Origin of the sequence: Micromonospora sp. NPDC005215, assembly GCF_040607915.1 — a bacterium.
Classification (GTDB): Bacteria; Actinomycetota; Actinomycetes; order Mycobacteriales; family Micromonosporaceae; genus Micromonospora.
The window spans coordinates 38,056-56,573 of sequence record NZ_JBEXHQ010000005.1 but is presented as its reverse complement, the minus strand read 5'-3'; the positions used below and the strand labels follow the sequence as shown (position 1 = coordinate 56,573).

Below are 18,518 nucleotides of genomic sequence, written 5' to 3'. Positions count from 1 at the left end.
GATGTGCACGGCACGACACGCACGACCGAGGGAGCAGAGATGGAAGTCAAGCCAGCCGCACCCAGCCTCTACACCGGCGAGCACGCCACCCGGCCGTTGCCGTTTCCCGGGATCGTGACGGCCTCGCACTATGTCATGCCGAACTTCGCCACGATGGACTGGCACCAGGTCGAGCCCGGAGAGGTCGACGCCAACATCGCCAGCCTCGCCGATCCCGGCGGCAATCTCAACGACGAGCTCATGTTGTACATCCATGTGCCGTACTGCAAGTCCTTCTGCCACTACTGCAACTTCAACCGCTACCACTACCCCAAGCAGGACGAGGATCGTCTCGAGCGGTACACGGACTACCTGATCAAAGAGATCGACTGGTACATGCGTCAGCCGTACGTCCAGGCGCGCACGTTCAGCGCGATCTACGTCGGTGGTGGAAGTCCGTCCACGTTGCCGCTCGGCGCGGTGGACCGGCTCTCGACCCACCTGCGCAAGGTCGTGCCGGGCTACGACACCATCGAGAAGTCGTTCACCGGAGAGCCCCGGACACTACGACGACCGGGGATGATGCAGCTGCTGCAGGGTCACGGCTGGAACCGGATCACCTTCGGTATCGAGACGCTCAACCCGACGATCCACCGCAAGATCGGTCGGCTGGACACCCGCGAGGACGTCGACTCGGTCTTCGACCAGATGCGGACGCTCAACTTCGACGCCGAGTCGTGTGTGGACATCATGTACGACCTGCCCGGCCAGACACTCGACGGATTCGTCGACGAGCTGACGGAGCTGGTGTCGACGTACTCCCCGTCGGAGATCGACGCGTTCTCCACCATCTACCTGCCCTATCGGCCGCTGCACAAGCTGATCATGGACGGGCGGGTCGAGCAGCCGGGCACCGCCTGGCAGTTGATGGCGATGCGGGAGCACCTGTACGACTACCTGCTCTCGCAGGGTTACCACAACACGCTCGCCGAGACCTACTCCAAGAGCCCGGTGCGCAGCCAGTACCAGACGGCGCACTGCGCGCGGCAGGACATCATCGCTGTCGGTTGCGCCGCGCGCGGCAACGTGAAGGACCTGGTGTCGATCAACCCGGACAAGGTCGACGACTGGCAACGCAACATCGACGAGCGGGGCGTGTCGACCGAGACCATGCAGTCCATCGGGCGCGGCGGAGTCCTCGACCGGATCATGGTGATGTTCCCCCGGTACAAGGAACTCACGAAGGACCTTCTCGACCAGTTCGCCGACCTGCCGGACCACGAGCGGGCGCTCGGCGTGCTGCGCGAGCACGTCGAGGCGGGGGTGGTCGAGGAGGAGGCGGACCGCTACCTGGTCAACAAGCTGGGCGTGCTGTGGCACGGCAATCTCCAGACCGACTACCTGCGGCACACCCTGAACACCAACGGTGAGCAGATCATGGCGCACCTCACCGAGGTGTCGGACAACTTCGACAACGAGAACAGGTTCGCCGTCACGCCGCAGACGGTCTACATCAAGGAGCACGACGCCGAGTTCCCCCGGCTGATGAAGTAAGTGCCGCAGCGACCTTCGTCGGACGCGTCTTCCCGACCGGGCGAGCGAACCTCGAGAACTGTGAGGCATGGAGATCTTTTCCGAATTCGTGGTCGCGACGCCCGTCGGTCGGGACGTGACGGTGCTCGCCGCGGTGCCGGAGCGGCCACCACTGGCACTCGTGACGGTGTTGCCCGCGATGGGCGTGCCGGCGCGGTTCTACCGGGCGTTGGCCGCGGCACTGTGCCGGCGGGGGCATCTGGTGGCGGTCGTCGACCTGCCCGGTCAGGGCGCGAGCCCACTGCGGATCAGGCGAGGCGTCGATCTTCGGTACGACGACCTCGTCGACCAGGACATCCGGGCGACAGCCCGGCACCTGCGGGAGGCGTACCCGTCCCGGCCGCTGGTGCTGCTCGGGCACAGCCTCGGCGGTCACCTCGCCCTGCGGTACGCGTCGCGACCCGGCGTCGACGTGGCGGGCGTCGCGCTGGTGGCCTGCGGCTCGGTCTGGTTCCGCTCCTTCGGCGTCCGCCGAGGTCTGCTGAACCTGCTGTGCAGCCAGCTGTTCGTGGCCCTCGCCCGGGTCGTCGGATACTGGCCCGGCGACCGCCTGCGCTTCGGCGGACGCCAGCCGATCGGCGTGCTGGGCGACTGGGCGGCCCAGGTCCGCTCCGGGGACCTGACCGGCGGGGGCGGAGGCCGGGCGTTCACCTGCCGGTCCCCGGTCCTGCTGGTGTCGGTCGACAACGATCGACTCGCCCCGCCCCGCGCGGTGCGGTACCTGACCGCCGCGATGCCCCATGCCCCCGTCGAGCGCTGGCACTACGGTGCGTCCGCCGCCGGCGGGGCGCTCGACCACTTCCGCTGGGCGAAACGGCCGGAGGCGCTGGCCACCCGGGTCGACGACTGGATGGCTCGGGCCGCTTCGACATGTCCTTCCGACACCACCGATGGGATGGATCGTGACTGCTGAGACGAGCCGGAGGGGCACCCCGGCTGGACTGCCGCCGGCGCGCCCCGCGACCGCGATCGTGGTGGGCGGTGGGTGGTCGGGTATCGCCGCCGCCTGGTACCTGCGCCGGCGCGGAGTGCAGGTGACAGTGCTGGACGAGCAGAACAGCCTGGGTGGACGCTCGTCCGGCGAGAAGTTGGGCGACCGCAACGTGACCCTCGGTGGCAAGAACATCGGCACCCGCTACACCGAGTTCCGCTCCTTCGTGCAGGAGTTGGGCGGCGGGCCCTTCGAGCACTTCGGGATCAACTCGTCCCGGGTGGAGGACGGGCGGCTGCGTACCGTGGACGGGCAGTCCCGAGCTGCCGGCATAGCCGGCTTCCTCCGGCGCACCCCGCCCCGGGATGTCGTCCGCTTCTGGCGGATGACCCGATGGGTACGCGGTGACGACCAGGACCGGTTCCTGGGCAGCCCCCGATTTCGGCAACTCAGCCGGGCACACGGCGATCCGGCCATCGACGGCTACTTCGGCCGGTACCTGCAGAACGCGCTGGTCCGACCGATGACGGTCCGGATGAACGGTGCCGAACCCGACGAGCTGCACCTGGCCGACTTCAGCGCCAACCTCGGCATGCTGCTCGACCGGTTCGAGCAGCTGACCGAGGGGTTCGAGCCGGTGTTCGGCGAGTTCGCCGCGACGGTGTCGGTCCAGCTGGGGACCCGGGTCGAGGAGTTGCTCGGTGACGGCTCCCGCACCACCGGCGTGCGCGTGCGGGCGCGGTCCGGCAGCTCCGAGACGTACCTGGCGGACCTGACCGTCCTCGCCGTGCCCGCCAGCGCGAGCGCCGCGCTGCTGCGGCCGTGCCACCCCGAGGTCGCCGCCGAGCTGGACCAGATCCGGTACTTCCCGGCCGCCGTGGTGATCGCCGAGTACGACCGGCCGGTGTTCGACGTGGCCGCCCGCGCGATCTTCTTCCCTCCCGGCAGCGAGGTCAGCAACGCCGGTGCCTACGGCCGCGACGACCGGCACATCGTCCGGTACACCTTCAGCGGCCGGCCAGCTCGGCGGAACCTGGTCTCGGCCTCCATGGAGGAGCTGCGGGTCCGGGCCGAAAGCCAGCTCGCGCCGCACTTCCCCGCCATCGCGCAGGCCCGGCTGCGCCACCAGGTGAGCCGTCGATGGCAGCAGGCGTTCTGCGCCTACAGCCGGCGGCATCCGGACCGGCTGGAGCGCATCGACAAGCTTCTCGGCGGATCCGGCGGTCTGCTGGTGACCGGCGACTACCGGCGTGGCACCTCGATCGAGGCGTGTTTCCGGGCCGCTCGGGAGCAGGTCGTGTCCGTCGTCGACAACCCGTCGGGCCGACGCCCCGCAGTGACCTGACCGCCTCGCGCCGGCCCCGTCGACGGTCGCCGGAGTCCACGACGACAACGAGCACCTACGCACGAGGGAGGTGGAGCATGGCCACCACGGACCAGACCGGTCACGTCCGGTCGAGCTACGACGTTCGGTCACCGAGGTCACCCGTCGAGCCGCCCGCCCGGTCCGCGGGCGCGCCGGAGACCGTGGACCTGGCCACGTCGCTGGCGGCGTACCGCGCCATGGTCGTCGGGCGTCGTTTCGACATCCAGGCGACCGCACTCGCCAAACAGGGCTCCCTGTCGGTGTACCCGTCCTCGTACGGGCAGGAGGCGTGCCAGGTCGGTGTGGTTCTTGCCCTCCGCGCGACGGACTGGTTCTTCCCCACCTACCGCGACTCGGTGGCCGTGGTGACCAGGGGAGTGGACCCCGTCGAGACGCTCACCCTGCTCACCGGGGACTGGCACTGTGGCTACGACCCGATGGCCAGCCGCACCGCGCCGCACTGCACGCCGTTGGCGACGCAGGCGCCGCACGCGGTGGGCCTCGCGCTGGCGGCGCGCTGCGTCGGCGACGACACCGTCGCGCTGGCCCTCTGCGGCGACGGGGCCACCAGCGAGGGTGACTTCCACGAGGCGCTCAACCTCGCCGCGGTGCGCGCCGCCCCGGTGGTGTTCGTGGTGCAGAACAACGGCTACGCCATCTCGGTGCCGTTCGCCAAGCAGACCCGGGCCACTTCGCTGGCGGACCGGGCGGCCGGCTACCGGATGCCCGGCGTCCGGGTGGACGGCAACGACCTGCTCGCGGTCCATTCGGCGGTGACCGCCGCGGTGGACCGGGCACGCGGGGGGAGAGGGCCAACCCTGATCGAGGCGGTGACGTACCGGATCGCCCCGCACACCAACGCCGACGATCCGTCGCGGTACCGCGACGCGGCGGAGGTCGAGCGGTGGCGCGGCCACGACCCGATCCGGCGGCTCGCCGCGCACCTGCGCCGGCACGGCGTCCTCGACGACGACCTGCAACTGCGGATCGACGCCGACGCCGAGTCGTTCGCCGACCGCACCCGCCGGGGCGTGCGAGGTCGTCCCGCCCCGGACCCCGCCGACCTGTTCGCCCACGTGTACGCGGCTCCCACCCAGCAACTCGCCGGACAGGCCCGGCAACTGGCCGCCGAGATCGCCGCCAGCGCCGGGCCCGAGGAGACGTCATGACGGCCCCGGCCCAGCACGACACGGACGGCACCGCTGGGATCGCCCCGGGGACGACCCTGGCGAAGGCGCTGAACAGGGCGCTGCACGACGAGATGTCCCACGACGATCGCGTGGTGGTCTTCGGGGAGGACGTCGGCAGGCTCGGTGGTGTCTTCCGGGTCACCGACGGTCTGGCCGCACGGTTCGGCGAGCAGCGGTGCTTCGACACCCCGGTCGCCGAGTCGGCGATCCTGGGCATGGCTATCGGCATGGCCATGTACGGACTGCGTCCGGTCGTGGAGATGCAGTTCGACGCCTTCGCCTATCCAGCGTTCGAGCAGTTGGCCAGTCACCTGGCGAAGATGCGCAACCGGACCCGGGGCGCGGTATCACTGCCGGTCGTGGTCCGGGTCCCGTACGGCGGGGGCATCGGCGGCGTCGAGCACCACAGCGACTCCTCCGAGGCGTACGCGGCGCACACACCCGGTCTGCACGTGCTCACGCCGGGGACCGTCGAGGACGCGTACGGCATGCTGCGCGCGGCTGTCCGTGGCGCCGACCCGGTGGTGTTCTTCGAGCCCAAGCGGTTGTACTGGAGCGTCGCCGACGTGGCGTTGCCGACCGAGGTGGAGCCGGTGGGCCGGGCGGTGATCCGCCGCGCCGGGACGCACGCGACGCTTGTGGCGTACGGCCCGACGGTTCCGATCGCGCTGGCGGCGGCCGAACTCGGCGCGGCGGAGGGGTACGACCTGGAGGTCATCGACCTGAGGTCGCTCGTGCCGTTCGACGAGCAGACCGTCCACGAGTCGGTACGACGGACCGGACGCGCGATCGTCGTGCACGAGGCATCCGGGTTCGCGGGGTTCGGCGCGGAGGTGGTGGCCCGGATCTGCGAGGAGTGCTTCCACCACCTGGAAGCTCCGGTGCGGCGGGTGACCGGGTTCGACATCCCCTACCCGCCTCCCCGACTGGAGCGCTTCCACCTCCCGTCGGTAGACCGGGTGTTGGACGCCGTGTCGTCCCTCTGGCGGGACCAGTGAGCGGCCAGGCCGGGGTCGCCGGCGGGGTACCGCGCACCTTCCACCTCCCCGACCTCGGGGAAGGGCTGGTCTCCGGCGAGATCATCGCGTGGCGTCTCGCGGTGGGGGACCGCGTCGACATCGACCAGGCGGTGGTCGAGGTCGAGACGGAGAAGACCGTCGTCGAGCTGCCCTGCCCGTACCGGGGGGTGATCGTCGAACTGCACGCCGTACCCGGTGCGGTGATCCCGGTCGGCGCGCCGCTGGTCACCGTGTTGGTGTCGGAGGAGTCCGACGCTGTCGAACCGACCGAGCCGTACCGTTCGGTGTCACCGCCCGCGGCGGGGCAGGTGCCGACCGGCGGCGTGCTTGTGGGTTCCGGACCGGACCCGCACGCGTCGCTGCTCACCCGGCGTGGGGCCGGGCGGGAGCGGGGGACCGGTGCGACCCGCCAGCCGGCGCCGCCGCCGACGGCGCGGGCAGCGGCCTCTCCGGCGGTCCGGCGGTTGGCCCGAGAACTCGGCGTGGAGCTGCACCGCGTGCCCGGTACCGGACCGGGCGGGCTCGTCACCCGCGATGATGTCCTGAGGGCTCACTCCACGGACCGCGCCGAGCCGTCCGGCCCGGGCGACGACGATGACTGAGACGACGACCGGGTACCCCGCCCGGGTGGCGGCAGCCGTCGACGAGCTGGGTCGGATCGCCGCCGACGGTCCCCGGCTCGGTGCTCGGCGAGTCGTGTCGGCGCCGTTCACCGGTGAACCGCTTGTGGAGGTCGGGCTGGCCGACAAGGCGGACGTCCGCGCCGCCTTCGACGCCGCGCGGCCGGCTCAGCAGGCATGGGCGCGGTTGGACCACCGGGCCCGAGCCCGCCCGTTCATCGCCCTGCACGACGCGTTGTTCCGGCGGCAGCGGGAGGTCCTGGACCTCATCCAGGTGGAGACCGGGAAGGCTCGCGCGCACGCCTTCGAGGAACTGCTCGACGCCGCCTCCATCACCCTGTATTACGCCCGCCGCGCGGGTCGCTTCCTCGCGCCCCGGCGGCGCTCCGGCGCGATCCCGCTGTTCACCCGGGCCCGGGAAGCGCGGCTACCCCGGGGCACCGTCGCGGTCATCACCCCCTGGAACTACCCGCTGGCCCTGGGCCTCGCCGACGTGGTGCCGGCGTTGCTGGCCGGCAACGCGGTGGTCCACAAGCCGGACACCCAGACGACGCTCAGCACCCGCTGGGCGTGGCGGGTCCTGGTCCAGGCCGGGCTTCCGGCCGACGTGTGGCAGGTGCTGCCCGGCGACCCCGCCGAGGTGGGCGAGACGCTGATCGCCCACGCCGACTCGGTGTGCTTCACCGGATCCACGACCGCCGGCCGGGCGGTGGGGCGGGTCGCCGCCGATCAGCCCGTACCCTGCACCCTCGAACTCGGCGGAAAGAACGCCATGGTGGTGCTGCCCGACGCGGACGTCGCCGCCGCCGTCCGTGGCGTGCTGCGGGCGGCCTTCACGTCCGCCGGGCAGCTGTGCATGGCCACCGAGCGGGTCCTCGTGGCCGAACCACTCATGGACCGTCTCCTGCCGGAACTGGTGTCGCAGGTGCGGCAGCTACGCCTCGGCGCCGGGTTCGACTTCGACGTGGACATGGGCTCGCTGACCACACCACGACAACTGGCCCGCGTGATCGACCATGTCGAAGACGCCCGGTCGCGGGGCGCGACGGTCCTGACCGGTGGCCGGGCCAGACCGGATCTGGGGCCGCTGTTCTACGAACCGACGGTGCTGACCGGAGTGGTGAGCGGCATGAAACTTCACAGGGAGGAGACCTTCGGTCCGGTGCTGTCGGTGCGGTCCTTCCGCACCGAGCAGGAGGCGATCGACCTGGTCAACGACACCGACTACGGGCTCACGGCGAGCATCTGGAGCCGCGACGTCCGCCATGCCCGGCGGCTTGCCGGGGACCTCCGCACCGGCCTGGTCAACATCAACGAGGGCTACGCCGCGGCGTACGGCTCGCACGACGCGCCAGCGGGCGGGATCAAGGGGTCGGGGGTCGGTGTCCGCCACGGGCGAGACGGCCTGCTCGCCTTCACCCGCCCCCAGACGGTCGCCAGCCAGCACGTCGTGACGTTCGACCGGCCGGCTCGGCTCACCGCCGAGAACCACGCGCGGCTCCTGACGGCGGTGTTCCGGACGTTGAAGGCGAGCCGTTTGCGCTGACCACGGCACCTGCGAGCAGCGCCGCGCAGCAGGTCGCGGCGGGTCGGCGTCCGCGCTGTGTGCCCCGACCACCCGTGGCCGTTCCCGGCTACCGCTCCCGGCGGGACGCGACGAGCTGGAGGCCGAGGTTCGCATCCTGCCAGAACCACCGGATGTGGCCCAGCCCCGTCCGGCGCAACAGTTCCTCGACAGTGCCCTGCGCCACCGGCTGGGAACCCGTCAACGCCAACTCCAAGCCCAGGACCGCCGTGCCGAGCTTGCGCTTCGGCGGCAACGGAAGGGTCATCACCAGCCAACCGCCCGGCACGAGCGCGCGGGCCGCGGCCTCGACGCGCCGTTCGAGTTGCGCGGTCGACCACCCGACGGCCGGAACCCAGGCCAGGCACAGCCCGTCGTCCGGTGCGAAGGAGTCGAGGTCACCGACGCGCACCTCCGGAGCCGGGCCCCACGGGTGCCGGGTCTCCCCGAACTCGTCGGCCGGAACGCCATCGGGCTCGATGGCCAGCACCCGGGCAACCGGCAACTCACGAGCCAGCGCGTCCATCGACCGCCCCCCGTCTCCGGCGGCGCAGCCGATCCGCAGCTCCGGTCGGTCGAGAAGGTCCTCCAGGCCCTCCAACCGTCCGAGCAGCTCGTTGGCGAAAACGTCGGCCAGGAGCGCCGCGTCGTCGCCACGGCCGGCGGCGTGCACGCCGGGTCCGCCCGCGGTCCCCGCGCGCAGGCCGGCGCCGCCGTCGACAGCGCGCCGCAGGCGGGCCTTGAAGGCGGCCGTACGGGGGCCGCCCACGAGCAGCCGTTCCAGACCCGGGTTGACGACGTAGCTGTCCCCCGGCAGCGGCTGCACCAGCTGCGTGTCGGTCAGCGCGCTCAGCAGCTCGCGCGCGCCGTCCGGTGCCAGGCCCACCCGTTCGGCCGCCTCCGCGACGGTGCGCGGCTGAAGCAGCGCCGCCAACAGGCCGGTCCGCACCGCCGTCGCGCACGACTGGAAGGCCGTCGCCTGCCTCGCCAGCCCGGCGAGCTTGTCGTCCGCCGCATCGCCCGAGCCGGTCAGACCGGCCGCGAGCAGCACATCGTCGATGGCCGCGGACACCTCGGACCGATGCGTCGCCGCGCCCTCCCTGGCCTCCAGCGCGGACACCGCCCACCACGAGTCGGCCAGCCGGGTGACGGTGCGCTCGGCCACGTCCTGCTTGAGCCGGCGGCCTTCCAGCCCGACGATCGACCGCTGCCCGAGCTGGATGAGCAACATCTCCTGCGAGCCCTGGCCACCGATGAGCCCCAGGACGTCGCGCATGTACTGCTCCCAGGGGAACGCGCTCATGTAGCTCTCGCCGCCCTGGAGGTTCATCACCAGCTGACCCACCCGCACCGCGGCCTCCGAGACCTGGTGCTTGGCGGTCGTGGCCAACGCGTCGAAGTACGGGTCGCGCTGGGCGGCCCTGGTCGCGTCGAGGGCGCGGTAGAGGCTGGACCTCGCCGACTCCAACAGCATGCGCATCTCGCCGATCGACCGCTCGACGTTGGGATAGTCGAGCACCCGCCGGCCGCTGCGCCGCCGGGCCGAGAGCGACTCGACGCAGGCCTCGACAATCCCCTCGATCGCACCCAGGACTCCGCAGCCGCTCATCGTGCGTCGGTTCCGGGCGTACGTGTTGAGTTCGCTCAGCGCGTCGGAGCGCCAGACGAGCCGCCACTCGGGCAGCCGGACGTCGTGCAGCACGAGCTGGCCCATGCCCATCGTGCGCATGCCCATCGTCTCCAGGCGCACCGGTGTGACGCCGGGGTCGTCGCGCTCGACGGCGAACGCGAGCATGTCGTTCGACGCCTCGTCGCGTACGTAGCAGATGAACAGGTCCGCGAAGACGGCGCCGGCGAGGAACCGCTTCGCGCCGTTGAGAACCCACTGCCCGTCCTCGAACCGGGCCGTGGTCTGGTAGTCGTACGGGTCGCGGCTCTCGTAGGCACCCTGCACCGCGAAGCGTCGGCCGGCCACGAGGTCCGGGACATAGCGGTCGATCAGCTCCGTTCGGCCGCTCGACAGGATCAGCTCGGTGTTCTCGACGGTGATGTCGAGCAGCACCGGGAAGCCCGGGTCTCGTGAGATGCGGGCCAGCTCCGCGATCACCACGCCCCACTCGAACTTGTCCCGCCCGGCGCCACCGATCTCCTTCGGCAGGCCGAACTGCAGAAGACCTATCTCGCTGGCCTCCTGGAAGAGACGATGGTCCAGGGGCTGGCAGGCGCGGTTGCGGAAGCGCGCACCGGGGTTCGCCCGGTCCAGCAGGAACCCCTCGAAGCGGGAGACCGCCTCCCGACGCAGCGCCTCCGCCTCGCCATCGATTGTCAGACGGTTGGCACCCTCGGCCCGGCGGTCCATGATGTCCGCGGCCCGCAAGCGGCTCGTCACGCGACGTTCACCCCCTCCTCGTCCGTCCGCGCCCGGGTCAGCGCGGCCAGCTCACCCGCGACGTCCCTGAGCGTGTGGTCGCCGAGGAAGCGTTCCAGCGGCGCGGTCACGCCGGTGCTCTCCTCGATCTCGAAGGAGAACTGCGCGGCGGTGAGGGAGTCGATCCCCAGCTCGCCCAGGGGCTCGTCGGTGGCAACCTCGTCGATCTCCACGTTCAGCAACTCGGCGAGCAGCGACCGTAACCACTGGAGGGTCGACTCCGCGCCGCCCGCGGTGTCCACTGTGTCGATGACGTCCTCCTTCATCCGGCGGGGCCTACCTGCGGTACTGCGGCGCGAGCCGCAGCGGCACCAGGGAGAACGCCCGATCATCGTCGTCAAGCTCTTGCAGATGTGTCACCAGCCGGTCCTCGGCGTCGCGGTCGGGTTCGACCGGCAGGCCGAGCCGCTGGGCGATGCGCCGCAGGGCGACCGCCAGCCACGCCGGGTCGGCCGCCACGCCGCCGAGCACCCCGCGACGTTCGTTCCACAGGTGCAGGCAGCAGGCCGCGGCATGGACCAACGCGTGCCGGCGGGCGTGGTCGTAGCCGCTGTGGGTGCGGTGCGCCGCCTGGTGCCCGAGGGCCTCGCGCGTCTCGTCGCGCACCGCTACCAGTTGTCGTCCGAGTGCGGCGAGTCCGTCGTCGGCGAGCCGCTCGACCGCGGCGTCCAGCAGATCCACCACCTCGTCGGCCCGGCCGTAGACGATCGACGGACGGGGCGCCCGTGGAGCCCAGGCCGCCACCGGTTCGCCGAAACCGAAGAGCAGGTCCAACGGGATTTCCGCCGGCCCGCGTCGTCGTGCGCCGCTGGCGAGCTGGGCGCGGATGCTCTCCAACTGGACCAGCTTCGTGCCCTCGAACACCGGCGTGATGGCGGCGTCGCGGGCGATCTTCTGGAACGCGCCGTCTGCCACGTTCTCCCGCAGGTACGCCCGGGCGCTGAGCACCTCGCCACACGCGCTCACCGCGTCCACGCAGAAGTCGGGCACCACGTACTTGGCCACCGCCGACCACAGCGGCATCCGGTGCAGCGCCACGTCGAGGGCGCGCGCGGCGGCCAACTGGGTGGCCTCGGCGGCCAGCAGGTCGGCGAAGGCGCCGGCGAGCAACGCGCGTACCGGAGGTAGGGCCAGCGCGGGCCGCCCGTACAGGATGCGGCCGCGGGCATGCCGTAGGGCGATCCGCAGCGCGGTGTCGGCGGCGCCGAGTGTCATGCCGCCGACCATGGTCCGGGTGAACTGCAACATGCCGGACACCATCTCGATGCCCCGCCCCGGGTTGCCCACTGTCGCGTCCGCGTCCAGCTGACAGTCACGGAACTCGAAGCCGCTGAGGTCATGACCGCGCAGGCCGACAGTGCGCACCTTTGGCAGCCGCTGCACCCCCGGCCCGTCGAGGGCGGCGAAATCCGCCAGGAACAGGCCGAAGGACGGCTCGGAGGCGGCCAGCACTGTGGCGAACGACGCGCGGCGGCCGTTACCCACCAGCCACTTCCGGCCGTTGAGCACGAACCCGTCGAAGACCGGGGCCGCCGTCGTGGCGGTCGCGAGCAGGTCGCTGCCCGCCGCCTCCTCGCTGATCCCCGCCGTGCCGAAGGCGCGGGCCAGGATCAGCTCCGCGACCCTGCGGCGCTGCTGCGGCCGGCCCCACACCCACACCGGCACCGCGGCCAGGAAGGTCGAGCCGAGGCCCACCGAGATCGCCAGGTCACGGCGGGACATGGCCCGCAACACGCCCAGGAGCGACTCGAACGAGGCCAACCGCCCGCCCTCGTCGACGGGCACGAGGTACTCGTGGCAGCCGGCGGACCACACCGCCTCGAACGCGGCCGTCGGCACCGCCTCGAGTTCGTCGGCCTGGACGCCCGCGGCCAGCGTGATCCCCGCACCCGGGTCGAACGGGCAGCCGAGTCTCTGCTCCAACTCGGCCGCCGCGTCGTACCCCGCCAGGGACGAGGCACGGGCCGACGTCGTCATACCCGCTCCACCACGTACGCGTACGGCCGGCCGTCGTCGGCCAGCCTCAGCTCGCTGACGAAGGCGATCTCGTCGCCCAGCCGGTAGCCGGTGGTGTGGACGTCGAACTGGTCCCAGAGCTGTCCCGCCCGCAACCAGGTGACGTCCACCCGGCGAATTCCCTCGGTCAGCGCTCGCCGCAGCTGTGGCGAGCGCGAGCCGTGACGCAGCAGCAGCTCCTCACGGGCCGCGCCGGCGAAACCCAACGACTCCGCCCAATACCACTGGTCAGCCACTTCGCAGTGGTGCCGATGCACGCGGGTCGACAGCGTCACCGACGCGAGCCGTTCACCGTCGCGTTCGAGCATCGCGCGCAGCGCCGGGACCCGACTGCGAAAGGGCGAGCGCTCGCGCTCGTCCGCCCCGAACCGTTCGACGATCCGATCGGGCAGTGGGGCGGGTGTACCCGACAGCGCCTGGTCACCGCTGAGCCGGAGCGGCACCGACGCGGCCCGGGTACGCACCGCGACCCCGCCGGGGCCGGAGAGGGTCATCTCGACCTCGAGTTGGGATGAGCGCGGCCCACGGACGCGACCCCGCACGTCGACGAGCGCGTCGTCCGCGTCCTCGAAGCGCAGCGGCTGCTCGTATTCGAGCTGCCACGCCCACAACACCAGGCCCACGCGGTGCTGCGAGACCAGGGTGCGGTGGCTGCACACGTGATCACGCAGCCAACGGGTGCCGGCCTGGAAGCCCAGGCGACCCACCGCCACGGTCTGGAGTTGGTTGGGCGTGAAGTAGCTGGCGTCGAGCACGATCTCGTAGGCTGAGCTGCGCGGCATACGGGCTAGCCTCCCGAGACGGCCGTGACGATGTCGACGCGGTCGTCCTCGACGGCCTCCCGGTCCAACTCGTCGACGGAGAGCTGCTCCCCGTTGAGCGCGATGAAGTGCGTGGCGCGCACCGCGCCCTCGCGATCGGAGAGGACGTCGCGCAGGTTGGGGTAGCGCGCCGCGAGCTGATCCAGGCCCTCGCGCACCGTCGTGCCCTCGACCTCGATCTCGTTCTCGTAGTTGGTGAACCGGAGCAGGATGCCACGAACCTTGATGATCATTGGATGCGTCCCTTCGTGGTGACGGCTGCCGATCCCGGGCCACTCACGCCGCTGTCCCGGGCATCTGCCAACGGGTCACTGCGGCCAACTCGCCGGACAGGAACTGGCGGCGGGCGAGCCAGCGCTGGACCTTGCCGCTGGAGGTCTTCGGCATGGTGCGCGCCTTGATCAGCACGATGGCGTACGGCGTCACGCTCGACTCCCGCGAGCAGCAGCGGCGAATGCCATCGATGATCGCCAGGTGTTGTTCGTCGGTCATGCCGCTGTCGACCTCGTAGACCACCACGAGCCGCTCGACGGCGCCATCGTCGTCCTCCACGGCGAAGGCGGCGCCACAGTCGCGGCGGATCCCGGCCACGCCGGTCTCGCAGATCTGCTCGATGTCGATCGGGTGGTAGTTGCGACCGTTCAGGACGATGAGGTCCTTCGCGCGTCCGGCCACGAAGAGGTCGCCGTCCGCGACGAAGCCCAGATCGCCGGTACGCAGGTAGGGTCCCTCGCCGGTGGCCGTCATCGCGCCGAAGGTGTCGGCGGTGTCGCTCGGACGACGCCAGTAACCAGCGGCAACGCTCGGTGAATCGAGCCAGATCTCACCGACCTGGCCGGGCCTGACCGGTTGGCCGGTGGTGGGGTCGACGATCGCGATCCGGGTGTCCGGTCCGGGTACGCCACATCCGACGATCCGTCGGGTGGGCTCTCCGGCCGTCGCCGGCCGAGCCACCCGTGCCACCTCCAGAGCCTCGCGGGCGACCGAGACCGAACGCCATCCGCCCAGGCGGGCGCCGCCGCTCACCAACAACGTCGCCTCGGCCAGCCCGTAGCAGGGATAGATCGCCTCCGGTCGCAGCCCGTACGGCTCGAAGATCTTGAGGAATCGTTCGATCGTGTCCGGCCGGACCGGCTCCGCGCCGGTGAAGCTCAGTTCGACCGAGGAGAGATCGAGGTCGACCAGGTCGGCCTCCTTGACCCGCTTGACGCAGAGGTCGTAGGCGAAGTTCGGCCCGCCGGTGTGCGTGGCGCGGTAGCGGGACACCACCTTCATCCAGGACAGCGGTCGGCGCAGGAAGGTGATCGGGGACATGAACGTCGCCGGGATCCCGCTGGACACCGGGGTCAGCAGACCGCCGATCAGGCCCATGTCGTGATAGGGCGGCAGCCAGAAGGCAGCCGAGGCTCCGTCGTGGAGCCCGAAGCTGCGGGTGATGTCCGCGGTGTTCGAGATCAGGTGACAGTGGTTCAACATCACGCCACGGGGCAGCGAGGTGGACCCGGAGGTGTATTGCAGGACCGCGAGCGAGTCACCGGACGACCTGGGCGAGAGGTCGTGCTCGGCGTGGCCCGCCAGGTCGGTCGTGACGACCCGCGGCGCCGGCTCCACCGACGAGCTGGCCAGCCAGTCTGTGATCATGGGCGCGCCGGGCGACGTGGTCAGCACGAGGCTCGCTCCCGCGTCCTCGATGATGGCCATCAGCCGGGACATGGTGCGTGGTTGTCGCGTCGCACCTGGCGGAAACGCCGGGATGGCCACCACGCCGGCATAGAAGCAGGCGAACAGCGCGGTGAGATAGTCCAACCCCGGGGGGTAGAGCAGCAGGGCTCGCTCGGGCCGCCCGTCGGTGACGTCGAGGATATTGATCGCGACCGCGCGGGCGCGCCGATCCAACTCGCCGTAGGTGATCTCTTCGGCGTGCCCGTCGTCGAGCACGAATCGAAAGGCCAGGGCCTCTGTCGACTCGCGGGCTCGGGCGCGCAGAACGTGCGCGAAGCCCGCTGACGGGCAGCGTGGCAGCTCCGCCAATTTTCCCCCCGTGATTCAGATGTGGTCTGCGAGCAGCGGCAACCCCGTCGGCCGGCGAGCCGCGAGTCCGCGACCACAACGTACCATCGGCGGCCGTGACTTCGCTTCGTCCATTCCGAACCGTCGGTGGTCGGGGACGGAACATATTGCTAGACGGGGTTTGGACCCTCTGCTAGCCTCCGCCAAGGTGCTTCATGCGGAGCGTCGGCTAGGTCTAACGGGGGATTTTCATGGACTCATTGCCGCCACTTGTCATGCCCAATGTGGAGCTCACCAAAGAGGACGTAACCCGTTACAGCCGACATTTGATCATTCCTGAGGTGGGGGTTGCCGGTCAGCGGCGACTCGCCAGCGCCAAGGTGTTGGTGATCGGTGCCGGGGGCCTGGGCTCGCCCGCCCTGCTCTACCTCGCGGCCGCCGGTGTCGGCACGCTGGGGATCGTCGAGTTCGACACTGTGGAAGGCTCCAACCTGCAACGACAGATCATCCATGGCGAGTCGGATGTCGGTCAACCCAAGGCGACGAGTGCCGAAGATTCGATACGCAGGATCAACAGCTCCGTGCACGTTCGTCTCCATCAACTGAGGCTCGATTCGGACAATGCTGTCGATCTTTTCCGCCAATACGACCTGATCGTCGACGGCACCGACAACTTCGCCACCCGGTACCTGGTCAATGACGCCGCCGCATTGGCGGGCAAGCCTTATGTCTACGGATCGGTCTACCGATTCGAAGGCCAGGTGTCGGTTTTCTGGGAAGGCGCGCCGAACGGCCGCGGCACCACCTACCGAGACGTCTACCCGGAGGCACCGCCGCCCGGGTTGGTCCCCTCCTGCGCCGAGGGCGGCGTACTGGGAATGCTCTGCGCCACTGTCGGATCCATCATGGTGACCGAGGCGGTAAAACTGATCACCGGCATCGGTGAGCCCCTGCTCGGCCGTTTGATGATCTACGACGCGCTACGGATGGATTTCACGACGATGACGCTTCGCCGTGCTGCGAACCGTCGACCGATCGACAGGCTCATCGACTACGAGGAGTTCTGCGGTGTGGTGTCCGGCGAAGCCCGCGACGCGGTGGCCGGATCCACAGTCACTCCGCGCGAACTGTACGACCTGCTGAAGGCTGGCGAGGACATCGAGGTCATCGACGTCCGGGAGCCAGCCGAATGGGACATCGTCCACATCGCTGGCGCGACGCTCATCCCGAAGGATCTCATCCTCTCGGGCGAGGCGCTGTCCCGACTGCCCGAGCACAAGCAGATCGTGCTGCACTGCAAGACCGGGGCGCGCTCCGCCGAGGTGCTCGCGGCCCTCAAGCGGGCCGGGTTCACCAACGCCTCCCATCTGCAGGGCGGAGTCATCGCCTGGGCGAAGCAGGTCGAGCCGGGCCTTCCGGTCTACTGAGCCGGAGCAGCCACGACCGCCCGGCGAGGTCACGCCTCTGTCATCCGCCGACCGACCAGCCGGGCGAGCGAGTGCGCGGCGGTCACCGGTCGCACCAGCACGGTGACCTCGCTGATCAACCCATCGTCCCCGGTGGCGAGGACGTCCATCCCGGTGATCGACTTGCCGTCCACAGTGGCGGTGAACTCGAGCGCGTGCCGAGGCGAGCCGGCGGTGGAGCGGACTGACTCGATGCTGCGGCCGTCGAACTCCGCCGTGTAGGTGAAATCCTCGAACACCTCCGCCAGGGCGGTGAGCAGCGGTGCCACGGCCGCCCTGCTGCGGTAGGGCTTCGGCATGACCGGGCTGTGGAAGGTGACGTCGGGCGAGAGGGTCGCAAGGATCCCGGGTACGTCCTTTTCCAGCACGGTGCGCCGGAAATCGTCAACCACTCCCACTGTTTCCCCTCACTTTCCGACAATTATCGAAGAATTGTTCAGCTTGCGAGATACGGTGTCACCGGGTCCAGGTTCGGGTCGCGCGACAGCACCATCTGGTGCAACCGCTTGAGTCGCGGGCCAGGCTCCATTCCAAGCTCCTCGACCAGCCGGCGGTGCAGTTGTCGATAGACCCGCAGAGCTTCCGCGATCCGGCCGGAACGATAGAGCGCCAGCATCAGGTGCTCGTGCAGATTCTCCCAGGTGGGGTGTTCGGCTACCACGCCGTAGAGTTCACCGACGAGGTTGCGCCGATAGCCCAACCGGAGATCGAGGTCAATCCGGCGTTCGTACGCGATGATCCGACTCTCGTCGTACTGCCGCGCCACGTTCTCGAGCAGACCCGAACCGCGCACGTCGGCCAGCACCGGGCCCCGGTAGATCTCGAGTGCCCTGGACAACTCCGTGGCCTCCACCGCGGGCAGGCCGGCCGCCTCGGCACGGTCCGCGGCAGCGAGATGCTGCTGGAAGATCGTGAGGTCGCAGCTGTGCTCGGCCAGCGAGAGCTGGTATCCCGACGGGTGACTCACCACGATCCGGGGGTTGACCCCGTCGCCGAGGTGCCGGCGAAGCTTGGAGATGTAGACCTGAAGCCCGGTGCTCGCCGTCCTGGGTGGCGCGCCGCCCCACAATTCCTCAATCAGGCGCTGCGTCGAGACAATCTGGTCACCCTGCGTTATGAGAAGCGCGAGGAGTGACCGCAGTTTCAATGCTCGCGGTGTCCGATTGCAACTGTCGTCGGTGACAATGACCGGGCCAAGGATACCGAATCTCACCTTGCATTCCTCTCGACCAACCGGGGGATTCGGCCGTTAGGCAGCAGCAAACGTCCGCCCACCACAGGTAGGCGGAAATGAATGCTTAACCTGGCCGTAACCCCCCGTCCCCCCATTAGATCCGTGAGCGCCCACCCGACACCATACACGACACCTAAGATGACCAAAATCGATCGAGTAAAAACGATGCAAAGTGTGATTAATGCGGGCATCCCAATAGTGGGCAAGGGTGCGCATTCAGCCTGCGCCGACGGTCGATTCAGACGCGCCCGTCGTGATTGGTCCTGATCGCGGCGGGTGGG

16 protein-coding genes are annotated in these 18,518 nt (G+C 70.1%); 8 read left to right on the top strand and 8 right to left on the bottom strand.

Going from position 1 to position 18,518, the window contains the following annotated elements; genetic code table 11:
- Positions 1 to 39 precede the first annotated feature (39 nt).
- From ABZU25_RS06515 to ABZU25_RS06485, 7 genes are all read left to right on the top strand, one after another.
- A complete protein-coding gene (locus tag ABZU25_RS06515) occupies positions 40 to 1,533 on the top strand; it encodes a radical SAM protein (RefSeq protein ID WP_355028305.1) in 1,494 nt (497 codons plus the stop codon).
- Positions 1,534 to 1,600: 67 nt separating this feature from the next.
- Positions 1,601 to 2,485 carry an alpha/beta fold hydrolase gene (locus tag ABZU25_RS06510; protein WP_355028304.1) on the top strand — a complete coding sequence of 295 codons (885 nt, stop codon included), beginning with the start codon at positions 1,601 to 1,603 and terminating at the stop codon, positions 2,483 to 2,485.
- Positions 2,475 to 3,848, top strand: coding sequence for an FAD-dependent oxidoreductase (locus tag ABZU25_RS06505; protein ID WP_355028303.1), 1,374 nt, complete (start codon positions 2,475 to 2,477; stop codon positions 3,846 to 3,848). The genes ABZU25_RS06510 and ABZU25_RS06505 overlap by 11 nt, the downstream gene beginning before the upstream one ends.
- Before the next feature lie 77 nt (positions 3,849 to 3,925).
- Positions 3,926 to 5,038 carry a thiamine pyrophosphate-dependent dehydrogenase E1 component subunit alpha gene (locus ABZU25_RS06500; RefSeq protein WP_355028302.1) on the top strand — a complete coding sequence of 371 codons (1,113 nt, stop codon included), beginning with the start codon at positions 3,926 to 3,928 and terminating at the stop codon, positions 5,036 to 5,038.
- Positions 5,035 to 6,057 carry an alpha-ketoacid dehydrogenase subunit beta gene (locus ABZU25_RS06495; RefSeq protein ID WP_355028301.1) on the top strand — a complete coding sequence of 341 codons (1,023 nt, stop codon included), beginning with the start codon at positions 5,035 to 5,037 and terminating at the stop codon, positions 6,055 to 6,057. The genes ABZU25_RS06500 and ABZU25_RS06495 overlap by 4 nt, the downstream gene beginning before the upstream one ends.
- A complete protein-coding gene (locus ABZU25_RS06490; protein WP_355028300.1) occupies positions 6,054 to 6,680 on the top strand; it encodes an E3 binding domain-containing protein in 627 nt (208 codons plus the stop codon). The genes ABZU25_RS06495 and ABZU25_RS06490 overlap by 4 nt, the downstream gene beginning before the upstream one ends.
- Entirely contained in the window at positions 6,673 to 8,244 is a 1,572-nt protein-coding gene (locus tag ABZU25_RS06485; protein ID WP_355028299.1) for a succinic semialdehyde dehydrogenase, read from the top strand. The genes ABZU25_RS06490 and ABZU25_RS06485 overlap by 8 nt, the downstream gene beginning before the upstream one ends.
- An 88-nt stretch (positions 8,245 to 8,332) precedes the next feature.
- Here ABZU25_RS06485 and ABZU25_RS06480 read toward each other — a convergent pair whose 3' ends face one another.
- Genes ABZU25_RS06480 through ABZU25_RS06455 form a run of 6 tightly spaced genes read right to left on the bottom strand, consistent with a single transcriptional unit; the run spans position 8,333 to position 15,558 of the window.
- Complete coding sequence (locus tag ABZU25_RS06480) at positions 8,333 to 10,651, bottom strand: acyl-CoA dehydrogenase family protein (protein ID WP_355028298.1); 2,319 nt, start codon at positions 10,649 to 10,651, stop codon at positions 8,333 to 8,335.
- Positions 10,648 to 10,956, bottom strand: a complete 309-nt coding sequence (locus ABZU25_RS06475) for an acyl carrier protein (protein WP_355028297.1) — start codon at positions 10,954 to 10,956, stop codon at positions 10,648 to 10,650. Before ABZU25_RS06475 ends, ABZU25_RS06480 begins: the two co-directional genes overlap by 4 nt.
- Positions 10,957 to 10,966: 10 nt before the next feature.
- Positions 10,967 to 12,667, bottom strand: coding sequence for an acyl-CoA dehydrogenase (locus tag ABZU25_RS06470; RefSeq protein WP_355028296.1), 1,701 nt, complete (start codon positions 12,665 to 12,667; stop codon positions 10,967 to 10,969).
- Entirely contained in the window at positions 12,664 to 13,488 is an 825-nt protein-coding gene (locus tag ABZU25_RS06465) for a hypothetical protein (RefSeq protein WP_355028295.1), read from the bottom strand. Before ABZU25_RS06465 ends, ABZU25_RS06470 begins: the two co-directional genes overlap by 4 nt.
- Positions 13,489 to 13,493: 5 nt before the next feature.
- Complete coding sequence (locus ABZU25_RS06460) at positions 13,494 to 13,760, bottom strand: MoaD/ThiS family protein (protein ID WP_355028294.1); 267 nt, start codon at positions 13,758 to 13,760, stop codon at positions 13,494 to 13,496.
- 43 nt (positions 13,761 to 13,803) lie between these two features.
- Positions 13,804 to 15,558, bottom strand: coding sequence for a fatty acyl-AMP ligase (locus ABZU25_RS06455; protein WP_355028293.1), 1,755 nt, complete (start codon positions 15,556 to 15,558; stop codon positions 13,804 to 13,806).
- A 230-nt stretch (positions 15,559 to 15,788) separates the two neighbouring features.
- Between ABZU25_RS06455 and moeZ the strand changes: the two genes are divergently transcribed.
- Positions 15,789 to 16,964 carry an adenylyltransferase/sulfurtransferase MoeZ gene (gene moeZ / locus ABZU25_RS06450; protein ID WP_355028292.1) on the top strand — a complete coding sequence of 392 codons (1,176 nt, stop codon included), beginning with the start codon at positions 15,789 to 15,791 and terminating at the stop codon, positions 16,962 to 16,964.
- Between the two features lie 29 nt (positions 16,965 to 16,993).
- Here moeZ and ABZU25_RS06445 read toward each other — a convergent pair whose 3' ends face one another.
- Together ABZU25_RS06445 and ABZU25_RS06440 are read right to left on the bottom strand one after the other, a co-directional pair.
- Positions 16,994 to 17,395 (bottom strand): nuclear transport factor 2 family protein, encoded by a 402-nt coding sequence (locus tag ABZU25_RS06445; RefSeq protein WP_355028291.1) that lies wholly within the window; start codon positions 17,393 to 17,395, stop codon positions 16,994 to 16,996.
- Positions 17,396 to 17,439: 44 nt separating this feature from the next.
- Positions 17,440 to 18,150: an AfsR/SARP family transcriptional regulator gene (locus tag ABZU25_RS06440; protein WP_355028290.1), complete on the bottom strand. Its 711-nt coding sequence runs from the start codon at positions 18,148 to 18,150 to the stop codon at positions 17,440 to 17,442.
- Positions 18,151 to 18,518 lie beyond the last annotated feature (368 nt).

What these genes read in the sequence shown, in the direction of transcription:
- ABZU25_RS06515 (WP_355028305.1), top strand. Translation starts at nt 40, where the DNA reads ATGGAAGTCAAGCCAGCCGCACCCAGCCTCTACACCGGCGAGCACGCC.
- ABZU25_RS06510 (WP_355028304.1), top strand. Translation starts at nt 1,601, where the DNA reads ATGGAGATCTTTTCCGAATTCGTGGTCGCGACGCCCGTCGGTCGGGAC.
- ABZU25_RS06500 (WP_355028302.1), top strand. Translation starts at nt 3,926, where the DNA reads ATGGCCACCACGGACCAGACCGGTCACGTCCGGTCGAGCTACGACGTT.
- ABZU25_RS06495 (WP_355028301.1), top strand. Translation starts at nt 5,035, where the DNA reads ATGACGGCCCCGGCCCAGCACGACACGGACGGCACCGCTGGGATCGCC.
- ABZU25_RS06485 (WP_355028299.1), top strand. Translation starts at nt 6,673, where the DNA reads ATGACTGAGACGACGACCGGGTACCCCGCCCGGGTGGCGGCAGCCGTC.
- ABZU25_RS06475 (WP_355028297.1), bottom strand. Translation starts at nt 10,956, where the DNA reads ATGAAGGAGGACGTCATCGACACAGTGGACACCGCGGGCGGCGCGGAG.
- ABZU25_RS06470 (WP_355028296.1), bottom strand. Translation starts at nt 12,667, where the DNA reads ATGACGACGTCGGCCCGTGCCTCGTCCCTGGCGGGGTACGACGCGGCG.
- ABZU25_RS06465 (WP_355028295.1), bottom strand. Translation starts at nt 13,488, where the DNA reads ATGCCGCGCAGCTCAGCCTACGAGATCGTGCTCGACGCCAGCTACTTC.
- ABZU25_RS06460 (WP_355028294.1), bottom strand. Translation starts at nt 13,760, where the DNA reads ATGATCATCAAGGTTCGTGGCATCCTGCTCCGGTTCACCAACTACGAG.
- moeZ (WP_355028292.1), top strand. Translation starts at nt 15,789, where the DNA reads ATGGACTCATTGCCGCCACTTGTCATGCCCAATGTGGAGCTCACCAAA.